Annotated in this window: 20 protein-coding genes and 1 pseudogene; 7 read left to right on the top strand and 14 right to left on the bottom strand. The window is 61.2% G+C overall.

The window, feature by feature from the left end; genetic code table 11:
• Positions 1 to 259 precede the first annotated feature (259 nt).
• The 7 genes from Hhyl2_RS21130 to Hhyl2_RS21100 all read right to left on the bottom strand — a co-directional run bounded on the left by Hhyl2_RS21130 (position 260) and on the right by Hhyl2_RS21100 (position 9,850).
• Entirely contained in the window at positions 260 to 658 is a 399-nt protein-coding gene (locus Hhyl2_RS21130) for a hypothetical protein (RefSeq protein ID WP_483552764.1), read from the bottom strand.
• Between the two features lie 342 nt (positions 659 to 1,000).
• The gene (locus tag Hhyl2_RS21125) at positions 1,001 to 1,558 is read right to left on the bottom strand and encodes a DUF4326 domain-containing protein (protein WP_483552763.1); all 558 of its coding nucleotides are present in this window, start codon (positions 1,556 to 1,558) and stop codon (positions 1,001 to 1,003) included.
• Between the two features lie 271 nt (positions 1,559 to 1,829).
• On the bottom strand, positions 1,830 to 2,177 hold the full coding sequence (locus tag Hhyl2_RS21120; protein WP_483552762.1) for a hypothetical protein: 348 nt from the start codon (positions 2,175 to 2,177) through the stop codon (positions 1,830 to 1,832).
• On the bottom strand, positions 2,174 to 2,395 hold the full coding sequence (locus Hhyl2_RS21115; protein WP_483552761.1) for a hypothetical protein: 222 nt from the start codon (positions 2,393 to 2,395) through the stop codon (positions 2,174 to 2,176). Before Hhyl2_RS21115 ends, Hhyl2_RS21120 begins: the two co-directional genes overlap by 4 nt.
• Before the next feature lie 69 nt (positions 2,396 to 2,464).
• Positions 2,465 to 2,620 carry a hypothetical protein gene (locus Hhyl2_RS21110; protein WP_483552760.1) on the bottom strand — a complete coding sequence of 52 codons (156 nt, stop codon included), beginning with the start codon at positions 2,618 to 2,620 and terminating at the stop codon, positions 2,465 to 2,467.
• Between the two features lie 1,581 nt (positions 2,621 to 4,201).
• Positions 4,202 to 7,924, bottom strand: a complete 3,723-nt coding sequence (locus tag Hhyl2_RS21105) for a toprim domain-containing protein (RefSeq protein ID WP_483552759.1) — start codon at positions 7,922 to 7,924, stop codon at positions 4,202 to 4,204.
• 813 nt (positions 7,925 to 8,737) lie between these two features.
• Entirely contained in the window at positions 8,738 to 9,850 is a 1,113-nt protein-coding gene (locus tag Hhyl2_RS21100) for a tyrosine-type recombinase/integrase (protein ID WP_483552758.1), read from the bottom strand.
• A gap of 488 nt (positions 9,851 to 10,338) precedes the next feature.
• Between Hhyl2_RS21100 and Hhyl2_RS21095 the strand changes: the two genes are divergently transcribed.
• The gene (locus Hhyl2_RS21095; protein ID WP_483552832.1) at positions 10,339 to 10,518 is read left to right on the top strand and encodes a helix-turn-helix domain-containing protein; all 180 of its coding nucleotides are present in this window, start codon (positions 10,339 to 10,341) and stop codon (positions 10,516 to 10,518) included.
• A gap of 30 nt (positions 10,519 to 10,548) precedes the next feature.
• On the opposite strand, the gene Hhyl2_RS21090 is transcribed toward Hhyl2_RS21095, so the two are convergent.
• The 3 genes from Hhyl2_RS21090 to Hhyl2_RS21080 form a co-directional block, all read right to left on the bottom strand.
• Positions 10,549 to 11,253 (bottom strand): SDR family NAD(P)-dependent oxidoreductase, encoded by a 705-nt coding sequence (locus Hhyl2_RS21090; protein WP_483552831.1) that lies wholly within the window; start codon positions 11,251 to 11,253, stop codon positions 10,549 to 10,551.
• 128 nt (positions 11,254 to 11,381) lie between these two features.
• Positions 11,382 to 12,446, bottom strand: coding sequence for a DUF2249 domain-containing protein (locus Hhyl2_RS21085; protein WP_483552757.1), 1,065 nt, complete (start codon positions 12,444 to 12,446; stop codon positions 11,382 to 11,384).
• Positions 12,447 to 12,595: 149 nt separating this feature from the next.
• Positions 12,596 to 13,885: a hypothetical protein gene (locus Hhyl2_RS21080; RefSeq protein ID WP_483552756.1), complete on the bottom strand. Its 1,290-nt coding sequence runs from the start codon at positions 13,883 to 13,885 to the stop codon at positions 12,596 to 12,598.
• A gap of 114 nt (positions 13,886 to 13,999) precedes the next feature.
• Between Hhyl2_RS21080 and Hhyl2_RS21075 the strand changes: the two genes are divergently transcribed.
• A complete protein-coding gene (locus Hhyl2_RS21075) occupies positions 14,000 to 14,641 on the top strand; it encodes a helix-turn-helix domain-containing protein (RefSeq protein WP_483552755.1) in 642 nt (213 codons plus the stop codon).
• A gap of 17 nt (positions 14,642 to 14,658) precedes the next feature.
• On the opposite strand, the gene Hhyl2_RS21070 is transcribed toward Hhyl2_RS21075, so the two are convergent.
• The gene (locus tag Hhyl2_RS21070) at positions 14,659 to 15,195 is read right to left on the bottom strand and encodes a winged helix-turn-helix domain-containing protein (protein ID WP_483552754.1); all 537 of its coding nucleotides are present in this window, start codon (positions 15,193 to 15,195) and stop codon (positions 14,659 to 14,661) included.
• Positions 15,196 to 15,390: 195 nt separating this feature from the next.
• Here Hhyl2_RS21070 and Hhyl2_RS21065 point away from each other — a divergent pair, with 195 nt between their 5' ends.
• The 4 genes from Hhyl2_RS21065 to Hhyl2_RS21050 all read left to right on the top strand — a co-directional run bounded on the left by Hhyl2_RS21065 (position 15,391) and on the right by Hhyl2_RS21050 (position 18,560).
• A complete protein-coding gene (locus tag Hhyl2_RS21065) occupies positions 15,391 to 15,606 on the top strand; it encodes a heavy-metal-associated domain-containing protein (RefSeq protein ID WP_483552753.1) in 216 nt (71 codons plus the stop codon).
• Between the two features lie 4 nt (positions 15,607 to 15,610).
• Positions 15,611 to 17,545 (top strand): heavy metal translocating P-type ATPase, encoded by a 1,935-nt coding sequence (locus Hhyl2_RS21060; RefSeq protein WP_483552752.1) that lies wholly within the window; start codon positions 15,611 to 15,613, stop codon positions 17,543 to 17,545.
• Positions 17,546 to 17,571: 26 nt separating this feature from the next.
• On the top strand, positions 17,572 to 18,222 hold the full coding sequence (locus tag Hhyl2_RS21055; RefSeq protein ID WP_483552751.1) for a hypothetical protein: 651 nt from the start codon (positions 17,572 to 17,574) through the stop codon (positions 18,220 to 18,222).
• A gap of 104 nt (positions 18,223 to 18,326) precedes the next feature.
• A complete protein-coding gene (locus Hhyl2_RS21050; protein WP_483552750.1) occupies positions 18,327 to 18,560 on the top strand; it encodes a DUF2249 domain-containing protein in 234 nt (77 codons plus the stop codon).
• A 648-nt stretch (positions 18,561 to 19,208) separates the two neighbouring features.
• Here the strand turns inward: Hhyl2_RS21050 and Hhyl2_RS21045 are convergent.
• Positions 19,209 to 19,803: pseudogene (locus tag Hhyl2_RS21045) on the bottom strand (zinc ribbon domain-containing protein); the annotation flags it as partial.
• Positions 19,804 to 19,883: 80 nt separating this feature from the next.
• Positions 19,884 to 21,128, bottom strand: a complete 1,245-nt coding sequence (locus tag Hhyl2_RS21040; RefSeq protein ID WP_483552749.1) for an RNA-guided endonuclease InsQ/TnpB family protein — start codon at positions 21,126 to 21,128, stop codon at positions 19,884 to 19,886.
• A 1,063-nt stretch (positions 21,129 to 22,191) separates the two neighbouring features.
• On the opposite strand from Hhyl2_RS21040, the gene Hhyl2_RS21035 reads away from it, so the two are divergent.
• Positions 22,192 to 23,721, top strand: coding sequence for a TrkH family potassium uptake protein (locus Hhyl2_RS21035; protein WP_483552748.1), 1,530 nt, complete (start codon positions 22,192 to 22,194; stop codon positions 23,719 to 23,721).
• 4 nt (positions 23,722 to 23,725) lie between these two features.
• Here the strand turns inward: Hhyl2_RS21035 and Hhyl2_RS21030 are convergent, their stop codons facing one another.
• Positions 23,726 to 25,192, bottom strand: coding sequence for a universal stress protein (locus Hhyl2_RS21030; protein WP_483552747.1), 1,467 nt, complete (start codon positions 25,190 to 25,192; stop codon positions 23,726 to 23,728).
• Positions 25,193 to 25,231 lie beyond the last annotated feature (39 nt).

Raw genomic sequence — 25,231 nt, 5'->3', positions numbered from 1 at the left:
GCGGTGCCACGATCGCGTTCGTCTGGCAGCCACTCTCTCCGCTGGGTGGAGCAATGCATTACTCTGCGTTTCTGTTCAGCCGGGTCTGAAACAAAGCTGCCACTGGCCACGGTGAGCTCGCCTGCGAAACAGTGGGTGTCTGCCGTGATCCGGGCCCCGGATCGGGTCGACCGAAGGGAGACGCCACCGACTGTCGGAGCGACAGCGACGACAGCGCTCCGTCGCTGTGCGGTTCACAAAAAAGGGGCCCGAGTGGTGTTCAGCCCTGGAGGGTGCCCGCCATCGCGTGCCAGCGAAGTTCCTTCTCGGGGGCGATGTCCATGCCTTCCAGGTCGCGTGCGACCCAGCGGGCCCGCTTGAGGTTGACGACGGCCGCCTCGGGGTGCCGTTCGGCCAGCGTGCCAGCCGAACTTGCCGTGCCTTTGACTGCCAGTGCGTCGAGGCCGCTCATGTACTCGATTGCGATGAAACCGTCCAGGGACGCCTGGAGTGCTTCGGCAACCAGGGAGTCGGCCGAGGGACCGTTGCCGTTGACGCGAGCGACGAGGTCCGAGGTGCTCAGGCCGCCCGTCTTGGTCTCGACACCGGCGAAGGCCGATTCGTGCTTGGTCGTAGTGACTGCGCCACTGCTCGTGAAGGTGCGTTCTTTCGAAGACATCGTTGGTAGTGCTCCGAGGTCTCTCTCCGAAGACCTCGTCTCCGGTGGGTGGCAACAATGTCTGCCCCGTTCCTGCATTGGCTGCGGTGCCACGATCGCGTTCGGTTCCCTTCCATCTGTGTCGGCTGGTGATGCAATGCACTACTCTGCGTTTCTGTTCAGCCGGGCCTGAAACAAAGCTGCCACTGGCCACGGTGAGCTCGCCTGCGAAACAGTGGAGTATCTGCCGTGGTCCGGGTCCCGGTCGGGTCGACCGCAGGGAGACGCCACCGACTGTCGGAGCGACAGCGACGACAGCGCTCCGTCGCTGTGCGGACAACAAAAAAAGGACCCGAGGGGGGTCTAGAGCTGGTCGGCGTAGTGGGCGATGACTTCGCCGTGGCAGTGGTCGGCGCGTTCGTCCTGGCCAGGCGTCTCGTCTTCGGCCTGGCACCAGCAGCCGAGCGTGTCGCCCTTGAGGTTGGCGACTGCGTCGCGGAACTCGGCGTCGGTCTTGAGCTTCGTCTCGAAGGCGACCTTGAATCGCGCGATGGCTTCAGCGCGGCCGCCGTCGCATTCGTCGACCGAGAACGGGTTACCGAGCCAGCCGTGCTCTCCGATTTCGGCGTCGCCGAGAGCCTCGCCGTCGTAGCCACGACCCACGTAGGTGTCGCAGTCGTCGACCTTCCAGTGACCGATGGTGGTCTGCTGACGCTCCTGCTGTGGGTTCAGTTGAGCGTCGATGGCCTCGATGACGGCCTCCTTGGATGCGTCTTGGGAGACACCGAGTTCGAGCGTGGAGGCGAGAGTTTGCAGTTCGTTCCACTCCAGGTCTTCGAGGGCTTCGATTGAGTCGAGGCCGTCGACGGAGATGGTCTTTTCAACTTCGATACCGGCGATGGTGGTAGTGTCGCTTGCCATAGTGCTCACAGGGCTGAAATGCCCCGTTTCTGGTCGGTAGCAACGATGTCTGCCCTGTTTCTGCATTGGCTGCGGTACTACATGGCGAATCTATCTCCTGGTCGTCGGTCTCGGTGTCTGCATTGGCTGCGGTGCCACGATCGCGTTCGGTTCCCTTCCATCTGTGTCGGCTGGTGGAGCAATGCACTACTATGCGTTTCTGTTGAGTCGGGCCTGAAACAAAGCTGTCACTGGCCACGGTTGAGGCACAGCAAAAAAGGGGGCTGATGGCTCACTGGTCAACCGCCGTTGCGTCTGCGTCGAAATCCAGGACTGACGCTGGAGCTGGCTCCCCGCAGTGAGTCGCGTCGTACTTCCAGATGCAGTGGTACTCCCCGTCGGCCGTTGGCCATGCGTAGGCGACGGTCACCGGCAGCAGCGGGTTGTCGTCGTCGATGCCGTCCTCGAGGTCGAAGGTGGCCTGCTCGCCGACCGGCGGCAGCGTTCGACCGTCGCCGACGGCGGTCCGAAGCGTGTCCAGCGGCCGCTCTCGGAGGTAGCCGGCGAACCGGCGGAGTTTCGTGCCGAGCGTGTTGTCCGGCAGCGGTTCGTCTCGCCCGAGGTGAGGGTCGCTGCTCATCGGCCGGCGACCTCCTCGGCGTCGGCTTCCGCGTGGCGACGCCGTTCGGCGGCAGCCCGTTCCTGGAGAACCTCGTCCCGCGACCGGGGCGTCGAATCGACGTCGATGCCTTGCAGTCTCTCGGCGTCGCGTTGGGTCAAGCCGCCGGGAAGACGCGGGTCGCCGGCAGTCACTCGTTCGTACTGTGCGTCGTCGGTCTGCGTTGCGTCCTGAGACATCGTTGGTAGTGCTCCGAGGTCTCTCTCCGAAAGACCTCACCGCCGGTCGGGAGCAACAATGTCTGCCACTTACCGAAGCCGGCCCCGCCCGGCGTCTGCCTCGATTCGCTGCCGGTCACCCCCACCCAGCCCTGCTTGCTGGCCCACCTGCTGTGCGGTGCGGATCTCGTCTGCCAGCTCCTCTCCATCGAAGGCCGACCGACCGGCCGTCTGGTGTCGCCCCATGCTGTGCCACCGTTGCTTCCACCCTGGCAGCCGGCTCTGCCGGCGTCTGCGTCTTCCCCACTGAAGGCCGACCGACCGGCCGTCTGGTGTCGCCCCGTGCCTATTCCACCGTTGCTTCCAGCCTGACAGCCGGCTCTGCCGGCGTCTGCGTCCTCCCCCTGTTTCTCCCGGCTCGACAGCCGACCCTGCGTCGGCGTTTGCGTCCATCTCGTTCCTGCCGGCTCGACAACCGCCTCCCTGGCGGACTGAAAGGGCGAGGTCGTCTCGCGTGCTGTCGGTGCTGTCGTCGAGCGACCGCGAGCGACCGAGGGCTTTCGGGGACCGCTGCCCGACTCGTCCTGCGTCCCATCAAGCCGGCCTCGCCCGGCGTCTGCGTCCTCCCCGCTGCTGATGCGTCTGGTCCTCCTGCGTCTGCCTCGTCTCCCTGGCCCTCCACCTGTGGCCCTGGGGGTATCCCTGTTGTGCGTCTCGCTTCTCGACCACGCCTGCGAAGGCGATGCTGTAGCCACTTTGCGTCTGCTTCGTCTCCTCGGCCCTCCACCTGTGGCCCTGGGGGTGCGTCTGCTGTGCGTTTTGGCTTGTCCCTGCCACTGCGTTACTGCAAGCTCGGCTTCGTCGCTGTTGTGTTGGTGGTGCCTCTCCTCGGGGCCGGCTGCCCCTGGGGAAGCCACCTGCTGAGACTGGTCCAAAGCCCCACTGGTGCGTATGTAAGATTATCCGAGAGGTCCCGCCTAGCTGACTGGCCCATGCTGCTGTCGGTCCACCTGCCAGTCCAAGGCCATCCGGCCGCTGGGAGATGCTGTCGCGATCGGCCATCTCCCCTCCCTGCTCAGCCAGTGCCAGAAGACCCAGGTCATTTCTACCCAGGGGGGTTCCACCCCTCCTCGGTGGTGGGCTGTATCCAGCTGCTGTATCACATTCCCGATACTTGGCCATGTGGCCTGAACCCCCCACCTTCGGGGGTACATGGGGGTCTTCTCTAGAACGCTGGGCCCAAAATCGGGGGGTCCCGAAAACTGTGAAATAAAGTCTGCCAGATTCTCGCTCTTATTCGGGCCCAAGAGCGGCTATTAGTCCCGAATATTGGCATATCGGCGATGAAAAATTCCGAAAGGAGAGAAAAGTTTGTCACACCCTCGCCGTCATGCGATTTTGAGGGGGTGTGACAAACTTCGTATTCGGGGGGCGACCAAAGTTTGTCACACCCCCGCCGTCTGGTTATTTTCAGGTTTTGCGGTGAAACACTCAGAGATATTATGGTTTATAGCGAAATAAAGTGGCCAAGGAAAGTTCGTCACGCCCTTGCAGTCATGCGATTTTGTAGGGGGTGTGACGAACTTTTTTGAGCGGAAATTGAAGTTTGTCACACCCTTGCCGTCTGGTTTTTTTCGCACTTTGGCCATTGACCTCCATCACACCCTGGTTCGGCCAGTGGTATTTCACTGGGAAAGGGGAAAGTTCGGGGTGTGGATGGCTCCAAATAGAATCAATTGAACAATGCACACTACCGTCGTTCGGGCGGCGGGCATGAGCCTGCTGATCGGGACCTCAGAAGAGAAGAAAAACGGTGTGCGTTAGCTTCTATCTTTCTGATAGTTCCAGGTTCAAGATTTCCCTGCCATACTCCGAGAGTTCAAGACCTGCGAACGCCCGGCGTGGTTCACCGTCAAGTCGCACTCTCGATGATTCTGCATCGATATGGTCGTTGGATTTGTGGCCGGCTTTTTGCGGGGTGAGGTCCGTCTCAAGGTCCGGCACCTCTTTGGTGCTGCTCTGTTCGCCGTCCTTTACCTGGATCTTGGCCCACTTGTTGTAGACTTCGCGGAGGTGGTCTTTTCGGAGGTACGTGTCGTCGGCGTCATCGTCGTCGGGCCTCACCACGCAAGCGGTGAGGAACTGCTGGAAGTACGGCTTGGCGAAGCGGCTGTCGCTCTCGGGGTCAGTAAGCGGCATCCCGTACTCGATCGCGGCCTCCTCCAGCGTGAGTGGATCTGCGGTAGTGGCCTCCTCGGTCTCTGCCTTGTCCCCGTCGGCGGCTTGGGTATCGCCGTCGCTCTCGTCGCCGTCGTCACCAGCTGCACGCTTGTCGGCCAGTCGCGGCGGCGTGTATCCCGTCTCCTCTTCGATCGACGCCAGCGTGTCCAGATAGGCGTCACTGGGGAGCTTGGTCGGCGGTTGACCCTCGTCCTGGCTCTCCCAGTGTTGGAGGGCGTCTTCGTCACAGAACCCCTTCTCGATGGCATAGCCGATCAGCCCTCGCGTCGGCACCGGCGTCTCCTCGGGGACCAGCCCCTCGGACTTGGCGTAGTGCCAGAGGTGGAATCGCTCCATATCGCTCAGGTCACCTCTGGGGTTTCTGGCCGACCGGATACCCATATCACACAGCGCGTACAGCTGGAAGTTGTAATTCGCGTCGTACTTGTGGTCGTAGGCCCGGTCCTCGCCCAGCACCACGAAGTAGTTCGGCGAATCGCCGTGATGACCCAGGGGATTGTTCCCTCGCTCGCCTTCGCTCATGCCCAGATCCGAGAGCGTGACCGACCACAGCGGATTGAACTTCCCGGTGAGGTCGCGGTAGTCGCCAGAATCAACTCGTGCCTCCACTTCCTCGGGGTCGAGATCGAGCGAGCCGCCACTGTCGGTACTGCGCCGGCCGGCCGAGCTCCCGGCGGGATGGAGCTTCGGCGTGTAGGTCGGCAGTGGGCCGAACATCGCGAGCGGCGGCACCGTATCCCCACGCAACGCCACACCCGCATCGGCTTTCGCGTCGGCGGGGGTGACGCCACCATCCCGATCCGCCGGCCGGAACGTCCCGCCTTCGAACGCTCGCATGTTCGGTGCGTGGTAGAACGTTTCGCCGTCGACGAGCGACTGATCGGCCGGCCCCAGCACCGCGAACAGCGCTGGCGGGCTGGCCGTATCGAGGAAACTCGTCTCGGGATGGATCGCCCCGGCCCGCCCACCCGTCAGGGGGGTGTCGGCGTCGGCAAGGCCCTCCATCCACGCAGCGGCCGAGAGCGGCGACTGTGGCGCGTCCATGCCGTCGGGGGTTGCATCCCCGATGGACTGGGGCAGCGTCCACGAGAGCGGCGGCGAGAGCGACAGCCAGCCGTTCAGGAGGTAGTCGTCGAGGTCGCGTTTCTCGTCGCCCAGTTGCGGCAGTTCGATGATCCAGACGTTCGTCCCGTCGTGGTCGGATGCCTGGCCGTCGTTCTCGGCGTCGTGCGGGCGCTGAGCGAGATGGAACGAGTCGTCGGCCTCCGTGGAGGGCGTAGCCGGTTCGACCCCTCGTGCGGCGTCTGCGACACGCTCATACCGGTCGGGCAGGTCGTGGATGGTGTCGGCCTCGCCGTTGACGACCTCGTTGCGATAGAGCGCACCCGCCTCCTGGACGACGCCCGTGGCCGTCTCGGACTGTGGGGCGACCTGCGTTTCGAGTTTCCGGCCCATATCGACGGCGCTCTTGATCCCTGATCCGTAGTGGCCGAGGTTCAGCCGCCGGCCGATGGGTCCATTGTCGGGCCCGTCGACGTCGTCGGCCAGCAGGTGGACGGGAATCTCGTCGGCGGTGACTGGCGTTGCTTCGTCGGCGGGCTTGTCCGGGTCACGCGGCGGGGCGACAGTGATGGTCTGGTCGTCTAGGACCGTCGCCAGGTCCCCTTCCTTGTGCTTCTGGACGACTAGCGATTCGGTAAACATCCGGTCGCCGGGGAACTGGCCGGTGCAGAACAGCTTGCGGATCGCCATGTCGCGACGGGCACCGCGCTTGTCGAAGTTGTCGCTCAGGTCGGTGTCGGTCTCGGTGTCGGTGGCCTCGTCGACGAGGGAACTTTCCGGCGGGTCCGAGTCCTGCACGAAGTAGACGTCGGGGATCTCGTTGCGCTCGAGGTAGTCCACCAGCGGCTCGATATGCGAGCTCTTGAACTGCGTCGTGACGGGCGAGATACAGGGAATGTCGAACTGGTGGGCGGTGATGGCGTCCGCAATCCCTTCGGTAACCACGAGTGGCTCGCCGGGCTGGATGGTCTCAGCCCCATAAATCGGCTCGTTGACGATAGTGTAGGACTTCGTGATGGCGAGTTTGACGTACTTGCTCGGCATGAAGTCCTCGGGGTGGGTGCCGTGTTCGGTGTCGAAGTCGGGCTGGCGGAAGATGAAGAACGCGACTCTCCCATGTTCGTCGAAGTACGGGAACGCATAGCGAGCGTAGGGGATGCTCTTGAGCGGGCTCGGGTCGGTGTCGGCCACTGTGTAGTCGACGTAGCCTTCGCCGTCCTCGGGTTCTCGGTAGGCGTCGGGTTGGGTGAACAGGCCGGTCGCGACGAGGGTTTCCTGGTTGAAGCCCAGTTCGATCAGGTGGTCGTACAGGGCTCTGTGGTCGGCGGGGGCCCAGCCAAGGAGTTTGTCGTCGACGGTCTGGTCGGCCCAGCCTCTGGAGTCCTGGCCGAGGTACTGGTGGGGCGTGGTGGTCTCCAGGCAGTCCTCTTCGCTGAGCATGGCGTCCATGCTGCCCTTGGCGACGACGCCCGTTGCCTCGGGGTCGTCGGCGGCCTCAGCGTCGGGGTCGGGTTCGACCTCGATAGCGGGGCTGGCGATCAGGTCGGGCTCGGTGTAGTAGTTGCGTGGCGTCTCGGGCTTGAAGAAGCCGGCGTCCAGACCACTGTCGTCGTTCCAGGCTTTGTTGTGGCCGATCTCGGCGTCGAGGTGGTCGTGGAAGAACTGGGCGGTCGCTTCCAGGCAGGCCTGGACAGCGCGTTCGTCCGGGCGAGGTTTGAGCCGGGCAGTCTCGGCGTCGTCCATTGCGGTGTTGGGCACGGCGACAGGTTCGCCGCCGTCGTTGCGGTGGGCAACGCCGTCGATCGGCGTGTCTGCTTCGGTCGCGTCTGCAAGCGGATTTGCTGTCGTTGCAGGGGCAGGCTGTTCTGTGACGGCCGATTCGGGCTCTTGCGTGGGCGGCGAATCGGTGTCGGGGCCCGCGTGGTCGCCGGACTGCTCGGATTCGGGTTGCTCACTCTCTGAGCGCTTCGATTCGCTGCTGGGCTCGGGCGTGTCCGAGTGTCCGGAGCCCAGAGAGGTCAGGTCGGTCTGTCGACCGGGGCCGTCAGTGTCAGTGTCAGTGTCAGTGTCGGTGTCGGTGTCGGCGTCGGTGTCAGTGGGTGCTTCAGACTCCTCTGGCGCTGGCTCGGGAGTGTCGTCCGAGTCACTGGCCGGCGCGTCTGTCGCCGCGTCGTCTTCTGCCGTAGCGGGTTCCTCCCCCCTCGTATTGCTGTGTAACTGGTCTTCATGGTAGGTGTCGTGAGTCACGAAAATCTGGGTGCACTTAAGGACCCAAGTGCAATTTTGACTCAACGAATTATCATATAAACAATAGCAGGAATATATAATAAATGTACGCCTGTTAGATTTGTTGTTCTGCCTCACTCTCCCACAAGTACGCATTGATAGGGAGAATATAAGTCTCTATTCGCCATATATATTACTAGCTTAGATCTTTTCAGTCCATACATGCTCTAGAAGGACCGTGATAATGTGAGATTCAAAAAAGCGAATTCATAACCCACAATAAGATTGTCAAATCCATCAATATAGTTTTTATTTCAATCATTATTGGTGGACAGTATGCCTAAGGCTTATCGCTCGTGTACTGAGGGACAAATGTGATATCTCGTGTCGTAGACTCTCCCACCCATATCGAGAACGTCAAGTAGAGCTTCTCAATCTCAGGAGCAAGTGAAATGAAGCCATATCGACGAGCCACCCGGCGTAATCGACGGATTTGATTGGAAATTTGAGATCATATCAATTGATTCCACGAGCGTAACTTGATTATCGGGGTTGAGACGATAGAATCTATCTCCGAAAACAGGAGTCATGCACTGAACTAGCTTCAGGACTACCGAACGTCGGGTTTCAAACGGGTTCTTGTTGTCCCTGAAGGTGAGTTTGGCGCTGAAATCGAGTGGGTAGAAGCCAAAGACCAAAGCGCCTTGGAGGGCTCACTTACGGGAGTTCGATGATCCAGACGTTCGTAGCCTCGTAGCCCGATACCAGGTCGTATTGCTCGGATTCGGGAGACTCATTCTTTGAACATCCGATTTGGTGATGGACTCGTCGGTTTCACTCGTCGCCAAAGACGTCGGTGTTGTCCTCAGCGAGTTCGCTGGCTTCGATGTGGGAGTACATCTGGCTCGTCGTCGAGGGATCAGCGTGACGGAGTGTCCGTTGTGCAGCTGCGGCCCCTCGCTCGCGGTAGAGTTTCTCGCCGACACCACGGCGAGCGCCGTGCAGGGTGAGGTACTCGCCGGCGTCGATGTCGAGATCCGGGATATCCGCGTTCTCGCTCCAGCGCTTCAGTAGGGACCGAACCCCGGAGGTTGTGAGCGACGGCGGCACGATACCCTCGTCGACGACGAACTCCCACGGGTCGCCGTCCGGGCGGTCATAGCCTGCCGTCTCGATGGCCTCGTAGAGCGTTGGCGCGTGTCGCGAGGGGAACACGGGCCAGTCCCCATCCGGCGATGACAACAGCGTCTGGAGACGACTCAGCGGTTCCACGGCTTGGGCCGGGAGTGGTGTCGGTTCGACCTGTTGGTTCTTTCCGAGGACGGTGATCGTCCCACCGTCGAGATCGACGTCGCTCCAGGTGATGCCCGTCCGGCGGTGGTCGTGCCGATCGGCGAGGATTTCGGCGCCGCGAACTCCAGTGTAGGCTAAGACAGCCCCCAGCGCTCGATCGCGAACGGGCTCGAAGGTGTCGACGTCGTCGGCGTGGATGGCTTCGCGGGCTCGTTCGTCGAGATAGGCCATCAGTGCCTGCCGTTGTTCGGGTTGCCAGAACTGTCGCTCGTGATCATTCCCCGAGGGCTTCGGTGGCAGTTGGTCCTTCGCTCGGCCTTTGTCGGCGGGGTTCTCGGGAATGTACTCCCACTTGGTCGCCCACGAGAGGAAGGCGGAGATCTGGCTGTAGTACGTCCAGGCCGAGGAGGCCGCGATCCCGTCGTCGGCATCGGCTTGCCCAGCCCGGACGCGACGGGTGAGGTGGTCGGCGTAGCGGGCCATCGTTTGGACCTCCACATCGTCGAGCGTGTGGACGTCGCGATCTGCACACCAGTCGATCCACTTTCCGACGACTCGTTCGAGGTTCGCGGCGTAGTTCGGGCTCTTCCCGTCGACGAACTCCGCAAGAGCGTCTGAGAGTCGGCGTGAACAGCCGGAATCGGTGTGAGACATCTGCTCGGCTGAAAAGAAAGTACCGTCACTACTAAACCCACCGCACGGACCAAAGGCGAGCCGTCCGGATCGTATCTTCACAACACGCTTGATATGCGTTATCCGCCGCTCCTAAGTCCCGCTGGGGACCTGTCTCTGGAGACCATGCTGACAAGGTCTCGTCACCCGGAGTTCCGAAGCCGATCGACGAGGCCAGTGAGACGATCGATCGACTCCCCCGCGAGGACATTGAGCGACTGCTCGCTCCGTCTGTACATCGACTGCAGCGTGTGGATCTTCTCGAGGTCGGCAGGTGTGCGCTCGTCGTCAGCGTCCCTAAGACGGCTCTCGGCGGAGCCCAGACATCGTCAGCACGGCGACGGTGGTGCTACGATGTCGCTTGTCCGTTCGCACGACGCGATATCTGGGCAGCTCAGCGAGTACGAGCAAGCGGGTGTCTCGCCGAACTTCCAGCGTATTAGGGGCTACGAGGGGCCGGGGAGTCTTCACTGGACGAACTGACCACCCGCCAGCGAGAGGTCATCGAAACGGCCGGGGAGATGGGCTACTACGAGGTCCCCAAAGAAGTCTCAGCCGCCGATATCGCTGCCGAGATAGACCTCGAATCCTCGACCGTCAACGAGTACATCCAGCGGGCCGAGCACAACCTGCTCGGTCAATTCCTCTGAGTCCGCCGGCCGACCGTCGTGCTTGGAAGTCTAAAACTCCTCTACGTGTGGCCGAAGATCCAGTTCGAGTGTCCACGCGCTACGGTTCTGCTCGACAAGGTGCCAATAGTTCTCCGCAATCTCGTCGGGATCGAGAAACTCACCCGCGTCGCGCTGTTTGGGCCCCTCCGGTGGGCAGATCTGTCCATCTAGGACTACGTGAGCGACGTGGATTCCGTTCGGACCAAGTTCTCGGGCCATCGATTCGGCCATCCCGCGGCAGGCGAACTTGGCCGCCGAGAACCCGACGGCGTCCTCTCGACCCCGGACCGACGTGGTTGCGCCGGTGAAGATGATCGTCCCGTCCCCGTCGGTCGATTGCATGTCCTCGACGGCCTCCTGCGAGCAGTGTAACGCCGCCCGCGGGCCGACGTGGAGGGCGCGCTGGAACTCCTCGTCGGAGACTGTCCTCAGTCCCTTCCAGGGAGCGGCACTCGCGTGGTTGACGAGGACGTCGACCGGGCCGAACGCGTCCCGTACCTCGGCGAACGCTCGGTGTATCTCGTCCGGTTCGGCGAGGTCACAGGTGACCGCGACGGCATCGCCAGCCGTCGCCCCCAGGTCCGTCGCCAGCGATTCGAGGTAATCGCCGCTCCGTGCAAGCAAGCCGACCGAGAGCCCTTCAGACGCGAATTTCCGTGCGATCGAATCACCGAGTCCGGGGCCGACCCCGGCGATGACGGCCGTACGAGCCATGGTATCGAACGCGACGGCGAGCCCCATATCTCCTCGGTTCGAACTCGACCCCTCTCGCCTACAGTGACGTTCCAGTCACGGGTGAGATCCCGACCTGTTTGCGGACCCGATGTCTGCCACCGGGTTCGTCAGAACGGAGCGTCCGTCACCCCGTCGTTTGCACTGTCCCTGGCCGTCTCCGCTTTCCCGATCAGGACTCTGAACTCGCCGGAGTCGCGCTTGCGGTACTCCCACTGGAACTCCGGCCCTTCCTCGGCCTCGAACTGGTGATAGAGCGGCTTGGGATCGTGGTCGTTCACCAGGACGAACCCCTCACCCGTCTCCAGTCCGTCGTACGCGCCGAAGATCCGTTCGTGCCGCTGTGCCGGCGGGAGGTCCCGAACGTCGAGTTCCTCGGTGACCTCGATGGTCCCGTCGCCTCCGGTCGGGGCCGCGACGTCGTCCTCGGAACCCGACGAGTCGGCCTGCTCGTCGACCGCCTCCCCTTTCGTGATCTGGACGCGACAGCGACCGGGTTCGGACTCAACTACCTCCCAGGTGAACGAGTCGCCGTACTGCTGTCGGAACTCCCTGTGCAGCGGTCGCGGTTCGTGGGGGGCGATAAGCTCAATCGTCCCGCCCTCGGGGATCATTCCGTAACGGTGATGGATTGTGGGATGGCGTTCCTGTTTCGGGATCTCACGGACGTCGTACCGCGTGATGATATCCTCGTCGGCTGCCTCGGAGTCATCGGTCTTGCGTATCTCGACGCGCCACTCACCGGAACCACGGTTCGCGTACTCCCAGTCGATTACGTCGCCGTGCATCGACCGAAGTTCGTGATACAGCGGCTTCGGGTCGTGGTCGTTCACCAGCACGAATCCCTCGCCTGCACTCATAGTATCGAATATCTCGAGGAGCGCCTCGTGTCGCCGCTGGGGTTTCAGGTCGCGGACGTCGATGGTCCCGAATGCTCCGTCGTCGAGTGGTCTTCCAACGGTCACCTGCACCTCTCGTGGTTCCGCGTCGGGGTCTGCGTACTCCCACTCCAGCGTGCGGTCGTGTTCGATCTGATAGCGAACCAGATGGGGGTCGATGTCGTGAGTGGTCACCACTTCGAACGTGTCGCCGACGTCCGCTTCGAGCAACGCATCATCGAGTCGTTCTCGATACTCGTCTTCAGGTCTCTCGCGCAAGTCGAGCGTTCCTGTCATCCCTATAGTTGAGGATGCAGAAGAACGTGGATACCACTTGTGCCGAACGGATTTGTCACCAATCGTCCGTCTGGATCGGTACACGGGAGTATCGTGGCTGTATAGGGAGGAAAGGGAGTACAATCGAATGCCGAGGATCGCTCGGTCAATCAGGATTTCGTCTCAGTCGTCGGTAATTTCGTCTGACTAATCCAGCGCAAGCGGAACGCCTGTACCAGTTCGTAGAGCCAGAGGACGACGAGGATGGTGTATCCGGGGCCGAAGAGAGACACCGACCAGGGCTGGTCCTGATAGAAGAATCCGATGCCCACGAACAGGATCGCGAGGTTCCAGAGCCCGACCATCCACGTCGAGATTACCGACGGGACGTCTCCGCCTGGGAGAAGATCGGTCGTGTCGGCGCGGTCACTGAGAGCCAGTCGGCTTTCGTCCAAAGCGGGGAGATTCCGGAAGTAGAGCGAGAGCCCCGCAAGTGCGATCGGGAGCGCCCATCCGATAAAGAAAAAGTGGAGGGCACCGTCCTCGATGAAGGCCGGATCGACCCACTCGACGCCGAACAGGACGAACGGAGCGAATCCTGCCGGGCCGAGCATCCAGAACTGGGCGGCCAGCACCGATACCCCGATACCCGACCGGGAGTCTGTCGACCGATACGTCTGGACCAGGTTGTATAGATACAGTAGAAATCCCGTCCCAAAGAGGACCAGCCCGCTCGCCGTGACTGTCCGACCCATACCGATCCAGGGGCCGGTGATCAGCGGGAAGATACCGACGACGAAGAACCACGCCGAGTAGGTCCGTAACTTCTCGCTGTAGAGGTCGGTACCGAGCAGGCGTGGAAAGAGGTCGTAGAGCGTACCGATGGCGGCGAGCCCGAGAAAGCCCCATGCGTTAGCGTGGACGTGCGCCTCCCGCAGGCCGAGCCACCCGCCGGGGACCGTCCAGACGTGGGCAAAGAGACCGTACGCGTACGTGATCCCCCACAGGAACACGAAGACGGACACCAGGTAAAGCCCGATCGTGGCGTTCCACCCACGGTCGCTTTGCATCACCATCCGCAGCATCACAACCAGCAATCCGGCGACGAGGAGCCAGACCGCGACGAGTCCGCTATCGAACGCCCAGCTATGCCCCCATCCGCGGCCGTACCACACCAGGAGAAACGCACCGTTCAGCCCGAGGAAATTCAGCCAGTCGTAGGACCTCGGGGGCAACGGTCGCTGGAGTTTCCGAGCCGTGAGCTGGGGGAGCATTCCGAACAGGAGTTGCGTGAACCCGCCGATCGTCACGAAGTGGATGTGGCTCCACGAAACCCACCCGAGCCACGGGACGAGATTGAACTGCGCGAGGCCGTGGTAGACAGCCAATACGAGGCCAGCGAGCAGGAACAGCGCGCCTGCGACGTGAAACGGTGTGAATCGAATCTGGTTGCGGACCATGCGCACACGTACGGGTGCAACCCGAATACCGGTTCACGCGAAGGGTTCAGTGTATAGCTAACATATTCGCAACGACCGTTATTTTGAGTGGCCTGATACAGACGACCACCGCTTATGCCACACGCGAAACTCACGATCGATATCCCGGAACGCACGTGGATCGGGGACATCTCGGCGGCCCATCCGGAGTTGCTGTTCCAGGTCGTGACAAGTATTCCCGGCGAAGGGATCGGGATCGGCCTCGTCAGACTCGTCGCGACCGAGCCGCTCCCGATCATCACCGACATCCAGGACCGCGACGACGTCGAGAACCTCGAATTGCTCTGGAAACACGACGACGAAGCGCTCCTCCAGATACAGACGACGAATCCACTCCCGCTCCGCCCGGTCTGGCGGGCCGGCGTTCCACTCAAGATGCCCTTCGACATCCAGAACGGGGAAGCAACGTGGGAGGTAACGACGTCGACCACTCGTCTCTCGAGCCTCCGCGACCAGCTAGAGGAACACGGAATCAGTTTCTCCATCGAACACGTTCGCGAGATCGATGCAAGTCAGGCGGATCAGTTGCTGACCGACCGCCAGCAAGAGGTACTGAGAGCGGCCGTCGAAGTGGGCTACTACCGCACACCGCGGGAGTCGACGATGGGTGACGTGGCCGACGACCTCGGAGTCGCAAACGCAACCTGCAGCGACATCCTCCACCGCGCCGAGGGACACATCATCCACTGGTTCGTCGAAGAACATCTGGAACTGTGACAGCTCCGCCAACTACGCTATCGCAGGGAGCCGCCTTTCGCGTGTGTACGGACGAACGCCTGTCGAAGGACGGTCAGCAGGACGTACGTTTCGTACTTCTGTGTTCGGCAGTGTTCACAGGGCTGCATGTTCGCGACGATGTCGTCGATGACCTCGTCGTAGTCGTCGGTCAGCGTAGTCAGGGCGTCTTCGATCTGCGGTTGTACCGCGTCGACCATCTCCTCGACCGCAGCATCGGCACTGTCGGGGAGTGAATAGGAGAGTACGATCGTGTTGGCGGCGTAGTACTTCGTGGTGCCCCCGCGACCCTCCTCGAACCGAACGACGTCCACGAGACCAGCGTCCCGCAACTCGTTGATGTGGTGGCGCACGGTGTTCTCCGTCCTCTCGATCCCCCGATCGCCGAGACGTTCGTGGACGTCACCCGCTGTCAACGCCTCGTCAGCCAAGATGTCGAGGATCATCGCCCGCATCGGTTCGTCGATAGCGTCTGAAACCCGTGTGTCGCGGACCGCTATGTCCTTGAGGCGAATGTCAGTACCAGAACTACCCATACAGGAACTGAAGAAGGCATGCGGGAAAAGATAGCGGGAACCGCGTGGAACACCACGTCGACGATTCGTTCTGATACAATCGCGTCTGGAGGAAGCTCTAGATGGCCCGTTTGACTGTTCCAACCACTAGTATATACATTCAAACATATCATATAAAAAATACTTATGCTGGCATAGACGCTACGTAGAACTGCGATGAGTGAAACAACACAGTTCCGTGTCCTGGATTTCGATTGTCCGACATGCGCAAGCACCGTAGAGCGTGCTCTCTCGAACGTCGATGGCGTCGAGGCCGTCGAAGTCCACTACACGACAGGCCGCGTGGAGATCAGGTACGACGACGGCGTCGTCGACTCCGATTCGTTCGTACAGACCATCGAGAACCAGGGTTACACGCTCCAGCACGCATAGGATTATGAAGACACAGGCACTCACACGGCGCTACCGGAACCATCGGAAGGCCATCATTACTGCGACGAGCGGTCTGCTCTACGGTAGCGGGTGGAGCCTCGGGTATCTCACGAGTTTCGATACGGCGAGCGCTGCGATGCTCGTCCTCGCCGCGGGCGTCGGTGGCTACGACATCGCGAAAACTGCCTACCACGAGATCACCAACCAAACGCTGGGCATCAAGACGCTCGTGACACTCGCTGCCATCGGGGCCATCCTCATCGGAGAGTACTGGGAGGCCGCAGCCGTCGTCTTCCTGTTCAGTCTCGGTAGTTACCTCGAAGGGCGGACCATGCGCAAAACACGTACTGCCCTCCAGGGACTGCTGGAGATGACCCCCGACACGGCTACCGTACGCCGCGACGGGACACACCAGGAAATACCCGCTCGCGAAGTCGAAGAGGGCGAGGTCGTCGTCGTCAAGCCAGGCGAGAAGATTCCGGTGGACGGGACCGTCGTCGACGGCGAGACCAGCGTCAACCAGGCGCCGGTTACCGGCGAAAGTGCACCGGTCCACAAGACAGACGGCGACGAGGTGTACGCTGGGACGATCAACCAGGAGGGAGCGCTCGACGTCCGCACGACAGGAGCGGGTTCGGATACGACGCTCGAACGCATCATCCGCCGCGTCGAGGAGGCACAGGAGGCCCAGTCTCCCACGGAGACCCTCATCGACCGGTTCGCGAAGTACTACACTCCTGTCGTCGTCGTGCTGGCCATCGGTGCGTACGCAGTCACACGGAACGCGATACTGTCGCTGACACTGCTTGTCATCGGCTGCCCCGGTGCGCTGGTCATCGGGCCGCCGGTCAGCATCGTCTCCGCCATCGGGAACGCCGCCCGCTCGGGCGTCCTGATGAAAGGCGGCGAACACCTCGAACGCGCTGGCAAGATCGACCTCGTCGCCTTCGACAAGACGGGGACACTCACGAAGGGTGAAACGCTCGTTGCGGACGTCGAAGGATTCGGAACCGATGGCGCTGAGGTACTTGGACTCGCGGCGAAGGCGGAGAGAAAGAGCGAACACCATCTCGCAGACGCTATTGTCGACGCCGCCCCACTGCGCTCACCGACAGCCACCGACGGTGGCATGACAGTGAGTCACGAGAGCGACACGAACCGGACTGCGACGGCTGCCACGATGGAACAGATCCCCGATCCGGACGACTTCGAGATGGTCCCCGGGAAAGGCGTCGTCGCGCACTACGATGACCAGGAGATCGTTGTCGGGAACCGTACGCTGCTCGACGACCGTGGCATCGATGTCCCTGACGACATCGCGGATTACGTCCGTGGCCGCGAATCGAACGGTGAGACGGCCGTCCACGTCGTCCGAGATGGGGATGTCGTTGGCGTAATCGCGATGCGGGACGAACTTCGTGAGGCCGCACCTGGCGTCGTCGCGGTACTCCACGACGCTGGCATCGAGACGGTGATGCTCACCGGGGACAACGAGCGGACGGCGGCCGCTATGGCCGAACAAGTCGGGATCGACGAGTACCGTGCCGAACTCCTCCCCGAGGACAAACAGGCCGCCATCGAGGCATACCAGGACGAGGGCAACGTCGTCGCGATGGTCGGCGACGGCATCAACGACGCACCGTCGCTGGCGACTGCCGACGTGGGTATCGCGATGGGTGCCGCTGGTACGGATACGGCCATCGAGACGGCGGATATGGCACTGATGGCCGACGACCTCGAACGGATACCGTACGCGGTCGCGCTGAGCAAGGCGACCCGGTGGAACGTCCTCGAGAACGTCGGCCTCGCGGCGGTGACCGTAACCATTCTCCTTGCGGGCGTCCTCACGAGCTACGTCACCCTCGCTCTGGGAATGCTGATCCACGAGGCCAGCGTTCTCCTCGTCATCCTCAACGGGATGCGACTACGCCGGTTCTGATCACAGAACACACCGACAGAACGACAATGAGCGAACCCACACCCCATACCGACCGGACGAACTGGTGTATCGACGACGAAACCGCCGAGCCGATCCGCATTCGTGATCCCGTAGCCGAGGCACTGACCGTTCTCGAACCGGGTGAGCCGTTTGTCATCACCTACAGGGACGTCGTGAAGGCAGCCGGCCACTCGTGTCCCACGGCAGCGGGTGCCTATCAGATCACCCAGCTCGGGGTAGACGAACTGTATCCCGACGAGTTCCCCGTTCGGGGCCAGATCGAAGTCACTGTGGGCGGTCCGAAGGACGATCCCACCTACGGCGTGATGTCACGGATCGTCTCGTACGTGACTGGCGCGGCTGAAGAAGATGGGTTCGGCGGGCTCGCGGGTGGCCACGGCGGCAGACAGGATCTCCTCAACTTTCGCGAGTTCGAGGGGAACGACCCCACCTTCGTTTTCGCGAGAACGGGCACTGATAAATCTGTTCGCGTGACCTACCACGTCGCCGACGTACCGGCGGCCGGTCCGGCGACAGGAAGCCTCCAGAAACTGATCATCGGAACGGCGACCCCAGAGGAACGGGATGCGTTCAGCGAAGCGTGGCACGGTCGTGTCGAACGGGTTCTCACCGATGACGACCTCTTCACGGTGGAGAATTCGGCATCGCCCGTGTGATCGGTAACGGTTTCGACAAAGGGCCACCGTCGCCGCAACGAGGACTGACTCCCGAATGTATTCGCAGAAAGTCTCTCGATACTCACGACCGGTCATTCACTGGAATGTCCGAACAGCAACTCGATCTCAGGGAGATACCGCCGCCGAAACGCCATCCAAAGATCTTCGAGGCGTTTGAGGATCTGGAGAGCGGTGAGGCACTGACGCTGGTCAACGATCACGAACCGACACCGCTGTACCATCAGATGGCCGCCGAAATCGAATCGTTCGACGCCGAGGGGTACACTGTCGACCGTGTCGGCCCGAGAGAGTTCGTCGCAACGCTTCCAAAAAAGTAGCCCGTGGGTCAGACGCCGTCAATCGACGACGTACGACCGGTGATCGCCTCGCTTCGTACGTCGACGAAATGGTGCCGGGCTCCGTCGCCGAGGGTCCCGGCGGAGGAACGGGATCCGTCGTCGTCTATCCGTAGCTGCTGACGCAGTGCAATTGCTGTCTTCACCACCACTGGACAGCGAACCCTGAATACCACTCGTTTACAGGCGGTATAGGAGAATGCCCCGGGGCTTGACCCCGAGGCGATTCACAGTGAGAGTCATCGCCTCGTATCCCCGTTGTTAGATGCCTTTGTACAGTCGCGCAGGTCCGAAACCGACGAGTATGACATCGAGAAAGGGTTAATCCGAACATTTTCGGCGGAACAATCAATTCGGTAGCTAACTGTCATACTGTGTGGACACATTAAAATCCGCAATTCCATATCAGGGGGTCTTATTCGGAGTTCTCGGTGGAACACTTGGAATGTTGATTCAGGGACCCGATACTGCAATCCTCTGGTTGATCGTCGGGTATTTTCTCGGCAAAGCAGTACAAAGCATGACGTGGACCATAGCTGGGAAAGGCAGCTAGCTGAGCGGTGGGGTTGTGCTCTTTCTCTCTCTCGATGTGATTGTCGGTGACAGGTCAACTACCCCACCCTACTTCGCTCAGTCTGACGACTTCGCTCGTTGAGGGTAGGGCTTGTCCGTGTCCTCGACCTCGAACCCGTCCGGGTGGGCGGTAAATCCGCCACTCGGCGTCACCGTTCCGGACTGTAGGGCAAGCTGACTGTTGCCCGTACGCCGAGACGACTGTTGGCCTCGGCAGACGTACCGCATACCAATGTTCTTCGCCGTCGCAAAGTCGTCACGCGACTTTGCTGCCCGTCGGATGTAATCCGACGACCGCGTTGTAGTCTGCGTTCGCTTTCGACTCGCATTTCACGCACCGGAAGTCGGTGCGAGTCGGGCGATTCTCCCCTGCCGTGAACCCGCATTCGGCACACCGCTTAGACGTGTACGCTGACCCCACTTGCTTCACCGCGATGCCGACCGCTTCGGCTTTGTACTCCACTTGCTCGTACAGCGTTCGGAACGCCTACTTATGACCCCACGACGCACTCGTGTTCTCCCGGATATGGGTCAGGTCCTCGAACGCTATCACGTCACAGTCATACCGGAGTGCTTCGTCGACGATCGCGTTCGAGGTTCGCGGCGTAGTTCGGGCTCTTCCCGTCGACGAACTCGTCGAGAGCGTCCGATAGTCCCCGACTACCACTGGAATCGGCCTGAGACATCTGGTCGGACGAGAGGAGGGCTGCTTCACGAGTGAACTACCCTACCCTACTCGCTCACGGCTGACGCCGTTCGCTCCTCGAGGGTAGGGCTTCCTGCTTCAACGACGCGCTTTGCAGACACCGAATTGGTATCCACAGGGAGCGCAGTCTCCACAGGCGTTGATTCGGAGTATCCCACTCCTACATCTTCGAGGCCGCGAGAAAGGATGTTCCATGCCGCGTTCGCGTCCCTGTCCGCCTCAAACCCGCAGGCTGGACAGGAGTGTTCACGCACCCACAACGGCTTGTCCGTCGAAACGCCGCACGACGCGCACTCCTTGGTGGTGCCGTCAGGGTCAACCTCCACGAAGTGCGTGCCTTCGCGTTCGCACTTGTATTCGAGCAACGAGATGAACGTGCCCCACGCCGCAGACGCCGTGTTACGGCTGTTGCGCGGCGATTCCAGTATCCCTTTCACGTCGAGGTCTTCGACGGCCACCAGTTCATACTCCCGAGCATAATAGTTCGAGAGCTTGTGCAAGAAGTCGCGGCGCTTCCGTCGGAGGTCGGCGTGACACTCTGCGACCCGCCTCCGTTGTTTCTCGTAGTTGTTCGAGCCGTGCTGTTTGCGCGAGAGTTTCCGTTGCTCGCGCTCCAAGCGCTCGCGTTCGTCGGAGAGGTCGAGTGACCCGACCGCCGTGCCGTCAGTGTCGTGAGCGTACTTGAGAATCCCCACGTCAATGCCGACGCACTTCTCGGGATTCTCAGGCGGTTCGGGCGGCTCACGGTCCATTTCGACACCGAATGTAGCGAACCACTCACCCGTCGGTTCCTTCTTGACCGTGACTTGCTTGAGCGTGGCGTCCTCGGGGATGGCGCGGTGGAGCCGAATCGGTATGTCCGCGAGTTTCGAGAGAGACAGAACAGTCTGACCGCCCTTCTTGTCGAGCTTGAAGCCAGACTGGCTGTACGTGAAACTACGGAACTCCCGTGGCGGCTTCCACTTGAGCTGACCGACGCCGTAGCCGTTCTCCTTGAGTTTGGAGAGTCCTTTGAGGTTGTCGAACAGGCGTTCCACGACGGTTTGGAGAACCTTCGAGTACACGTCTGAGAGGTCATCCCACCACTGTTTGAGGTCGGGCAGTTCCGACCGTAGCGTGGTCATGGACGGCAGTTCGCTGTGTTCATCTTGGTACTCGTTGAGGCGGTAGAGCGTGTGGTTGTAGAGTTGCCTACAAATATCGCGGTGGCGGTCCAGCTCCTCACGGTGGGCGTCAGACGGCTTGAGGCGATACTTGTAGGCGTAGTACATCCGTTACTCTCGTTCTTCGATTAGTTCGTCCAGTTGCTCGCGGACGAACGACGAGAGATTGAGGTGTTGGTCCTCAATCCACTCGTCTTGGTCCTCCCGAATGGTAATCGTCTTCCGTTTCACCGTAATGCACAGTATGCACGTCACACGTATAATGGTTTGGTGAAGCGTTGGCCTGTGGGCCGAGCGTCGAGGACGTTCGAGAACTGTGCGGCGCTGTATCCCCTCCCTGCTCGCTCCCGTTGGTCGCTCCCTGAGGAAGGGGGCTTAGCGCCTCAATCAGCTAAATCCACCGCACGGGCCGATAGTGAGCCGTGGAGTCTGGAGTCATCATCAGACCTTTGCACTCGGTCCCCGATCGTCTGCCGTCTTCGACAGTTGGAGTCTCCCCGAGGATCAATCCGGTCCAGATTTCCTTACTCGAACTGCCGAAACCGATCGATAAGTCCGGTGAGACGATCGATCGACTCACTGGTGAGGAGTTCGATCTACTGATCTTATATTCCCATATAATGGATGTATTAGACAGATGCCAAGATAGTAGGGGCGCAAATCTCAAATATAGGTGTCAATTTACGATATATGAGTTTAAATCACGGTTATTCACCCAATTTATCTGAATTGATGTATTTTCTAGCGTTATATAGCTCATGAAGTATTAAATATGGATATATTGCTACGAAATATGTAAATATACCCGATAAATTGAGAGTGGCTGGCGGACAGTGGCGATACTGCACGTGACACGAAACCCACGGTACCGTCCACCAGGACTGCATTCGCAGCCACGAAACGATATATTGAGGTCGAGTATATGCTTTTTGCTGGTTGGTACCCTCTTGGTGACAACCACTAAGGGGGTGTCAAGATCGGGTAGTGGATTGATCACTCCCATCGGGCCCAGCGGTGACGGCGCTTCCGAGGCGGGGGTCCGTCCGAGCCGACTTCGAAGGGAAACGATTACATTCCTCTCTCGGGTTCTCCTATCCGTGACGGCCCACAGGTGTCAGGTACGACGTCACCCAGCTACCATACAGGAACAACGTCGACCATGAGTTCGACTATGAATGTCACGTGGCGTGCGAGTGTCAGTCTCACTGGCCGGCTGATAAAGTGGCTGTCTGTTCCATTGCTGTTCCCACTCGCACTCTCGCTCTACTATGGCCGGGGTGTCGAGACATTCGTCGTCACGCTGGTCGTCGCGCTGGTCGTCGGTTGGGGACTAGAACGGCTCCACGAAGACCCTGGGAAAGCCCTCGGAGCGCGCGAGGGGTTTCTCATGGTTGCGTTGACGTGGCTCCTTGTCAGTATCGTGGGGGCCGTACCCTACGTCGTCGAAGGCACCATGACGACGTATGGGGCGACGTCGACCCTGCGGTTCCCTGTGAACGCCCTGTTCGAGACGATGAGTGGCTTTACTACCACGGGGTCGACGGTGATGGGTTCCATCTCCTTCGAGACCCATTCGCGGGCACTCATGATGTGGCGTCAGGAGACACAATGGCTCGGCGGGATGGGTATCGTCGTCCTGGCAATCGCAATTCTCCCGGAACTGTCCGTCGGTGGAGCACAACTCATGGATGCCGAGGCGCCGGGACCAGGGATCGAGAAACTCACACCACGGATCGCGGAGACGGCACGGGCCCTGTGGGGATTGTACGTCGGCTTGACAGTCCTCGAGATTGCCGGATTGTACGGCTTTCATCTGCTCGGGATGGCACCGGAGATGACGCTGTACAACGCGGTCGCCCACGGGTTCACGACGATGCCGACCGGCGGCTTCTCGCCGGAGGCGCGATCTATCGAGGCGTTTACCGCTGTGGTCCAGTGGTTTATCATCCCGTTCATGATCGCCGCAGGAATGAACTTCACGCTGTTCTGGCACCTCAGGAACTTGGAGTTCCGGACCGTTCTGAAAGACGTCGAGTTACGGGCGTACCTGGGTGCCAACGGCGTCCTCGCGGCACTAGTCGCCGGCCTCCTGTTCACGGCGGGCGGAACGGAATCGCTGACGGGTGCGGTGGAACCGGCCCTCCGACACGCGGCATTCCAGATCGCCTCGATTGTCACGACCACCGGCTACGCGAGCATGGACTTCAATCTCTGGGGCGAACACGCGAAGTACGTGCTCCTGTTCGGGATGTTCGTCGGCGGGTCCGCGGGCAGTACGGGCGGGAGCATCAAGGTGATTCGGTGGGTCGTTATCCTCAAATCGCTCTTTCGCGAACTGTTCACGACCGTCCATCCAGAGGCAGTCCAGCCAGTGAGGGTCGGCTCGCGGGTGATCGACGAGACTGCCATCCGTGGCATCTACGCCTTCACGTTGCTTTATCTCGTCATCTTCGCGGTTTCGACGCTGGCAATCGTGATCGTCGGTGTCCCCGGCGAGACGATCACGGCCTTTGAGGCGACGAGTGCCGTCGCCGCGACGCTCGGGAACGTCGGCCCAGGCGTCGGCATCGTGGGCCCGATGAACAACTTCCTTCCGTTCCCGCGGAGTTCGAAGCTCCTGATGGTCGGGCTGATGTGGGTCGGTCGGCTGGAGATATTCCCGGTGTTAGTATTACTTACCCGGTCGTACTGGCGGACGTAGCCGGTCACCCTCGGTGGACGATCGCCAGGTCGCAGTCCACGTCGTCGATCCGTTCGTAGGTCGGCGCCGAGACGAACCGTGAGGCGATACTCCGGTCGCTGCTCGCGCCGATGATCGCGAGGTCGTAGTTGGCGGCGGCCCGCTCCAGGAACTCCTCTGCGGAGCCGTGGGCGATCCGGGTCTCGACCGGTCGGGAGAACGGTTCGACGAGGTTCTCGAGGGTGATCTCAGCACCACGGCGGTCCTGTCGCTCAGCGATGCAGGTACAGGCGCTGATCCGACCGAGCGGCGTGACGAGTCGGTGTGCGAAATCGAGCATCGCGTTCGCGACCTCGCCCGGCGACCGTACCATGACGAGTATCTCGTCCCACTCGGTACAGCCGTTCGCCGAGTGGAACGCGACGGCGTCGATCGGGCCGTTCAGTATCCGGTCGACGAGGGCCGTCGGTGCGTCCGCTTCCATCTCGTGTTCGACGACGATCAGATCACAGTTCTCGGCCTCGGCGGTCCGCAGGACGGTCTCACCCGGTGACCCGTCCTCGACAGCGACGACATATTCACACGGGACGTCGACGGTCTCTCGGAGTTCTGATTCGAGGGTTTCGAGCCGATCGAGCACCTGTTCGGTGAGCAGTTCCGCTGCGGTCCACTCACGGTCGGCCCCGACGAGATGCCCGCTGATCGAGGTGGCCCCCTCAGATGATGGGGCGGCGAGTTCCGATTCGGTCTCGTCGATCGTCTCGGGCCGGACCGTCTCCAGTAAGACGACCTTGCCGGCGTCGTGGGCGTCCGCGAGACGCGCGGCAAAGTGGATCAACGACAGGGGCTCATCGCTCTGGACAGGAACGAGGATTTGATCGTCCCCGTTCGTCGACTGGAAGAGGTACCGTGCGCGCTCCTGGTAGAACTCTCTGCGCCAAGCGAGGAAGACACCGGAGATCAGGAGGCTGGCGACGGTGACTCCGGCGACGTAGGTCAACTGTTCGGACCCGGTCACCAAGACCAGCAGACACGAGGAGTACGCGGTCGGGACCTCGGTATCGAACAGCCAGGTCGTGACCCCGGTGAAGAAGATTCCCAGCGCCGCCGCCCCCGCGTGTACCTGGAACTGGGCCGGTGGGACTGTATACCAGAACAGCGCCGTCAGTTCGAGTGCGAGCCACCCGCTGAACGCGCCGAGTGTCATCCCGCCAACGAATCGGCGGGGGTCGGAGTACCGGCCGCCGGGATCAGCAAACAGTGTGTAGGTTCCCGACGCTAGTGGCGGGTACACCAGAAACGACACTGCCGGGGAAACGTTCGAAAGCCAGGTCACGATGCCGAGGAGCAACGGGACGATGACGAGTGCAGAGAGGTGCAATGCGTTCTCCGTATCCTCCAACCATCGACGGAGTGCCCGTATCTCACGTCGTTCGAGGCGTCGAAGACGACTTCGGACAGACCGGATGCGGTGATAAATCGTCTCGATCATGGGTGAGTGTTCTCCGTGGAGCTTGCGGAGCTCCGCCGA

The organism is Haloarcula sp. H-hyl2 (genome assembly GCF_056934385.1).
This window is presented reverse-complemented; position numbering and strand designations above follow the sequence as displayed.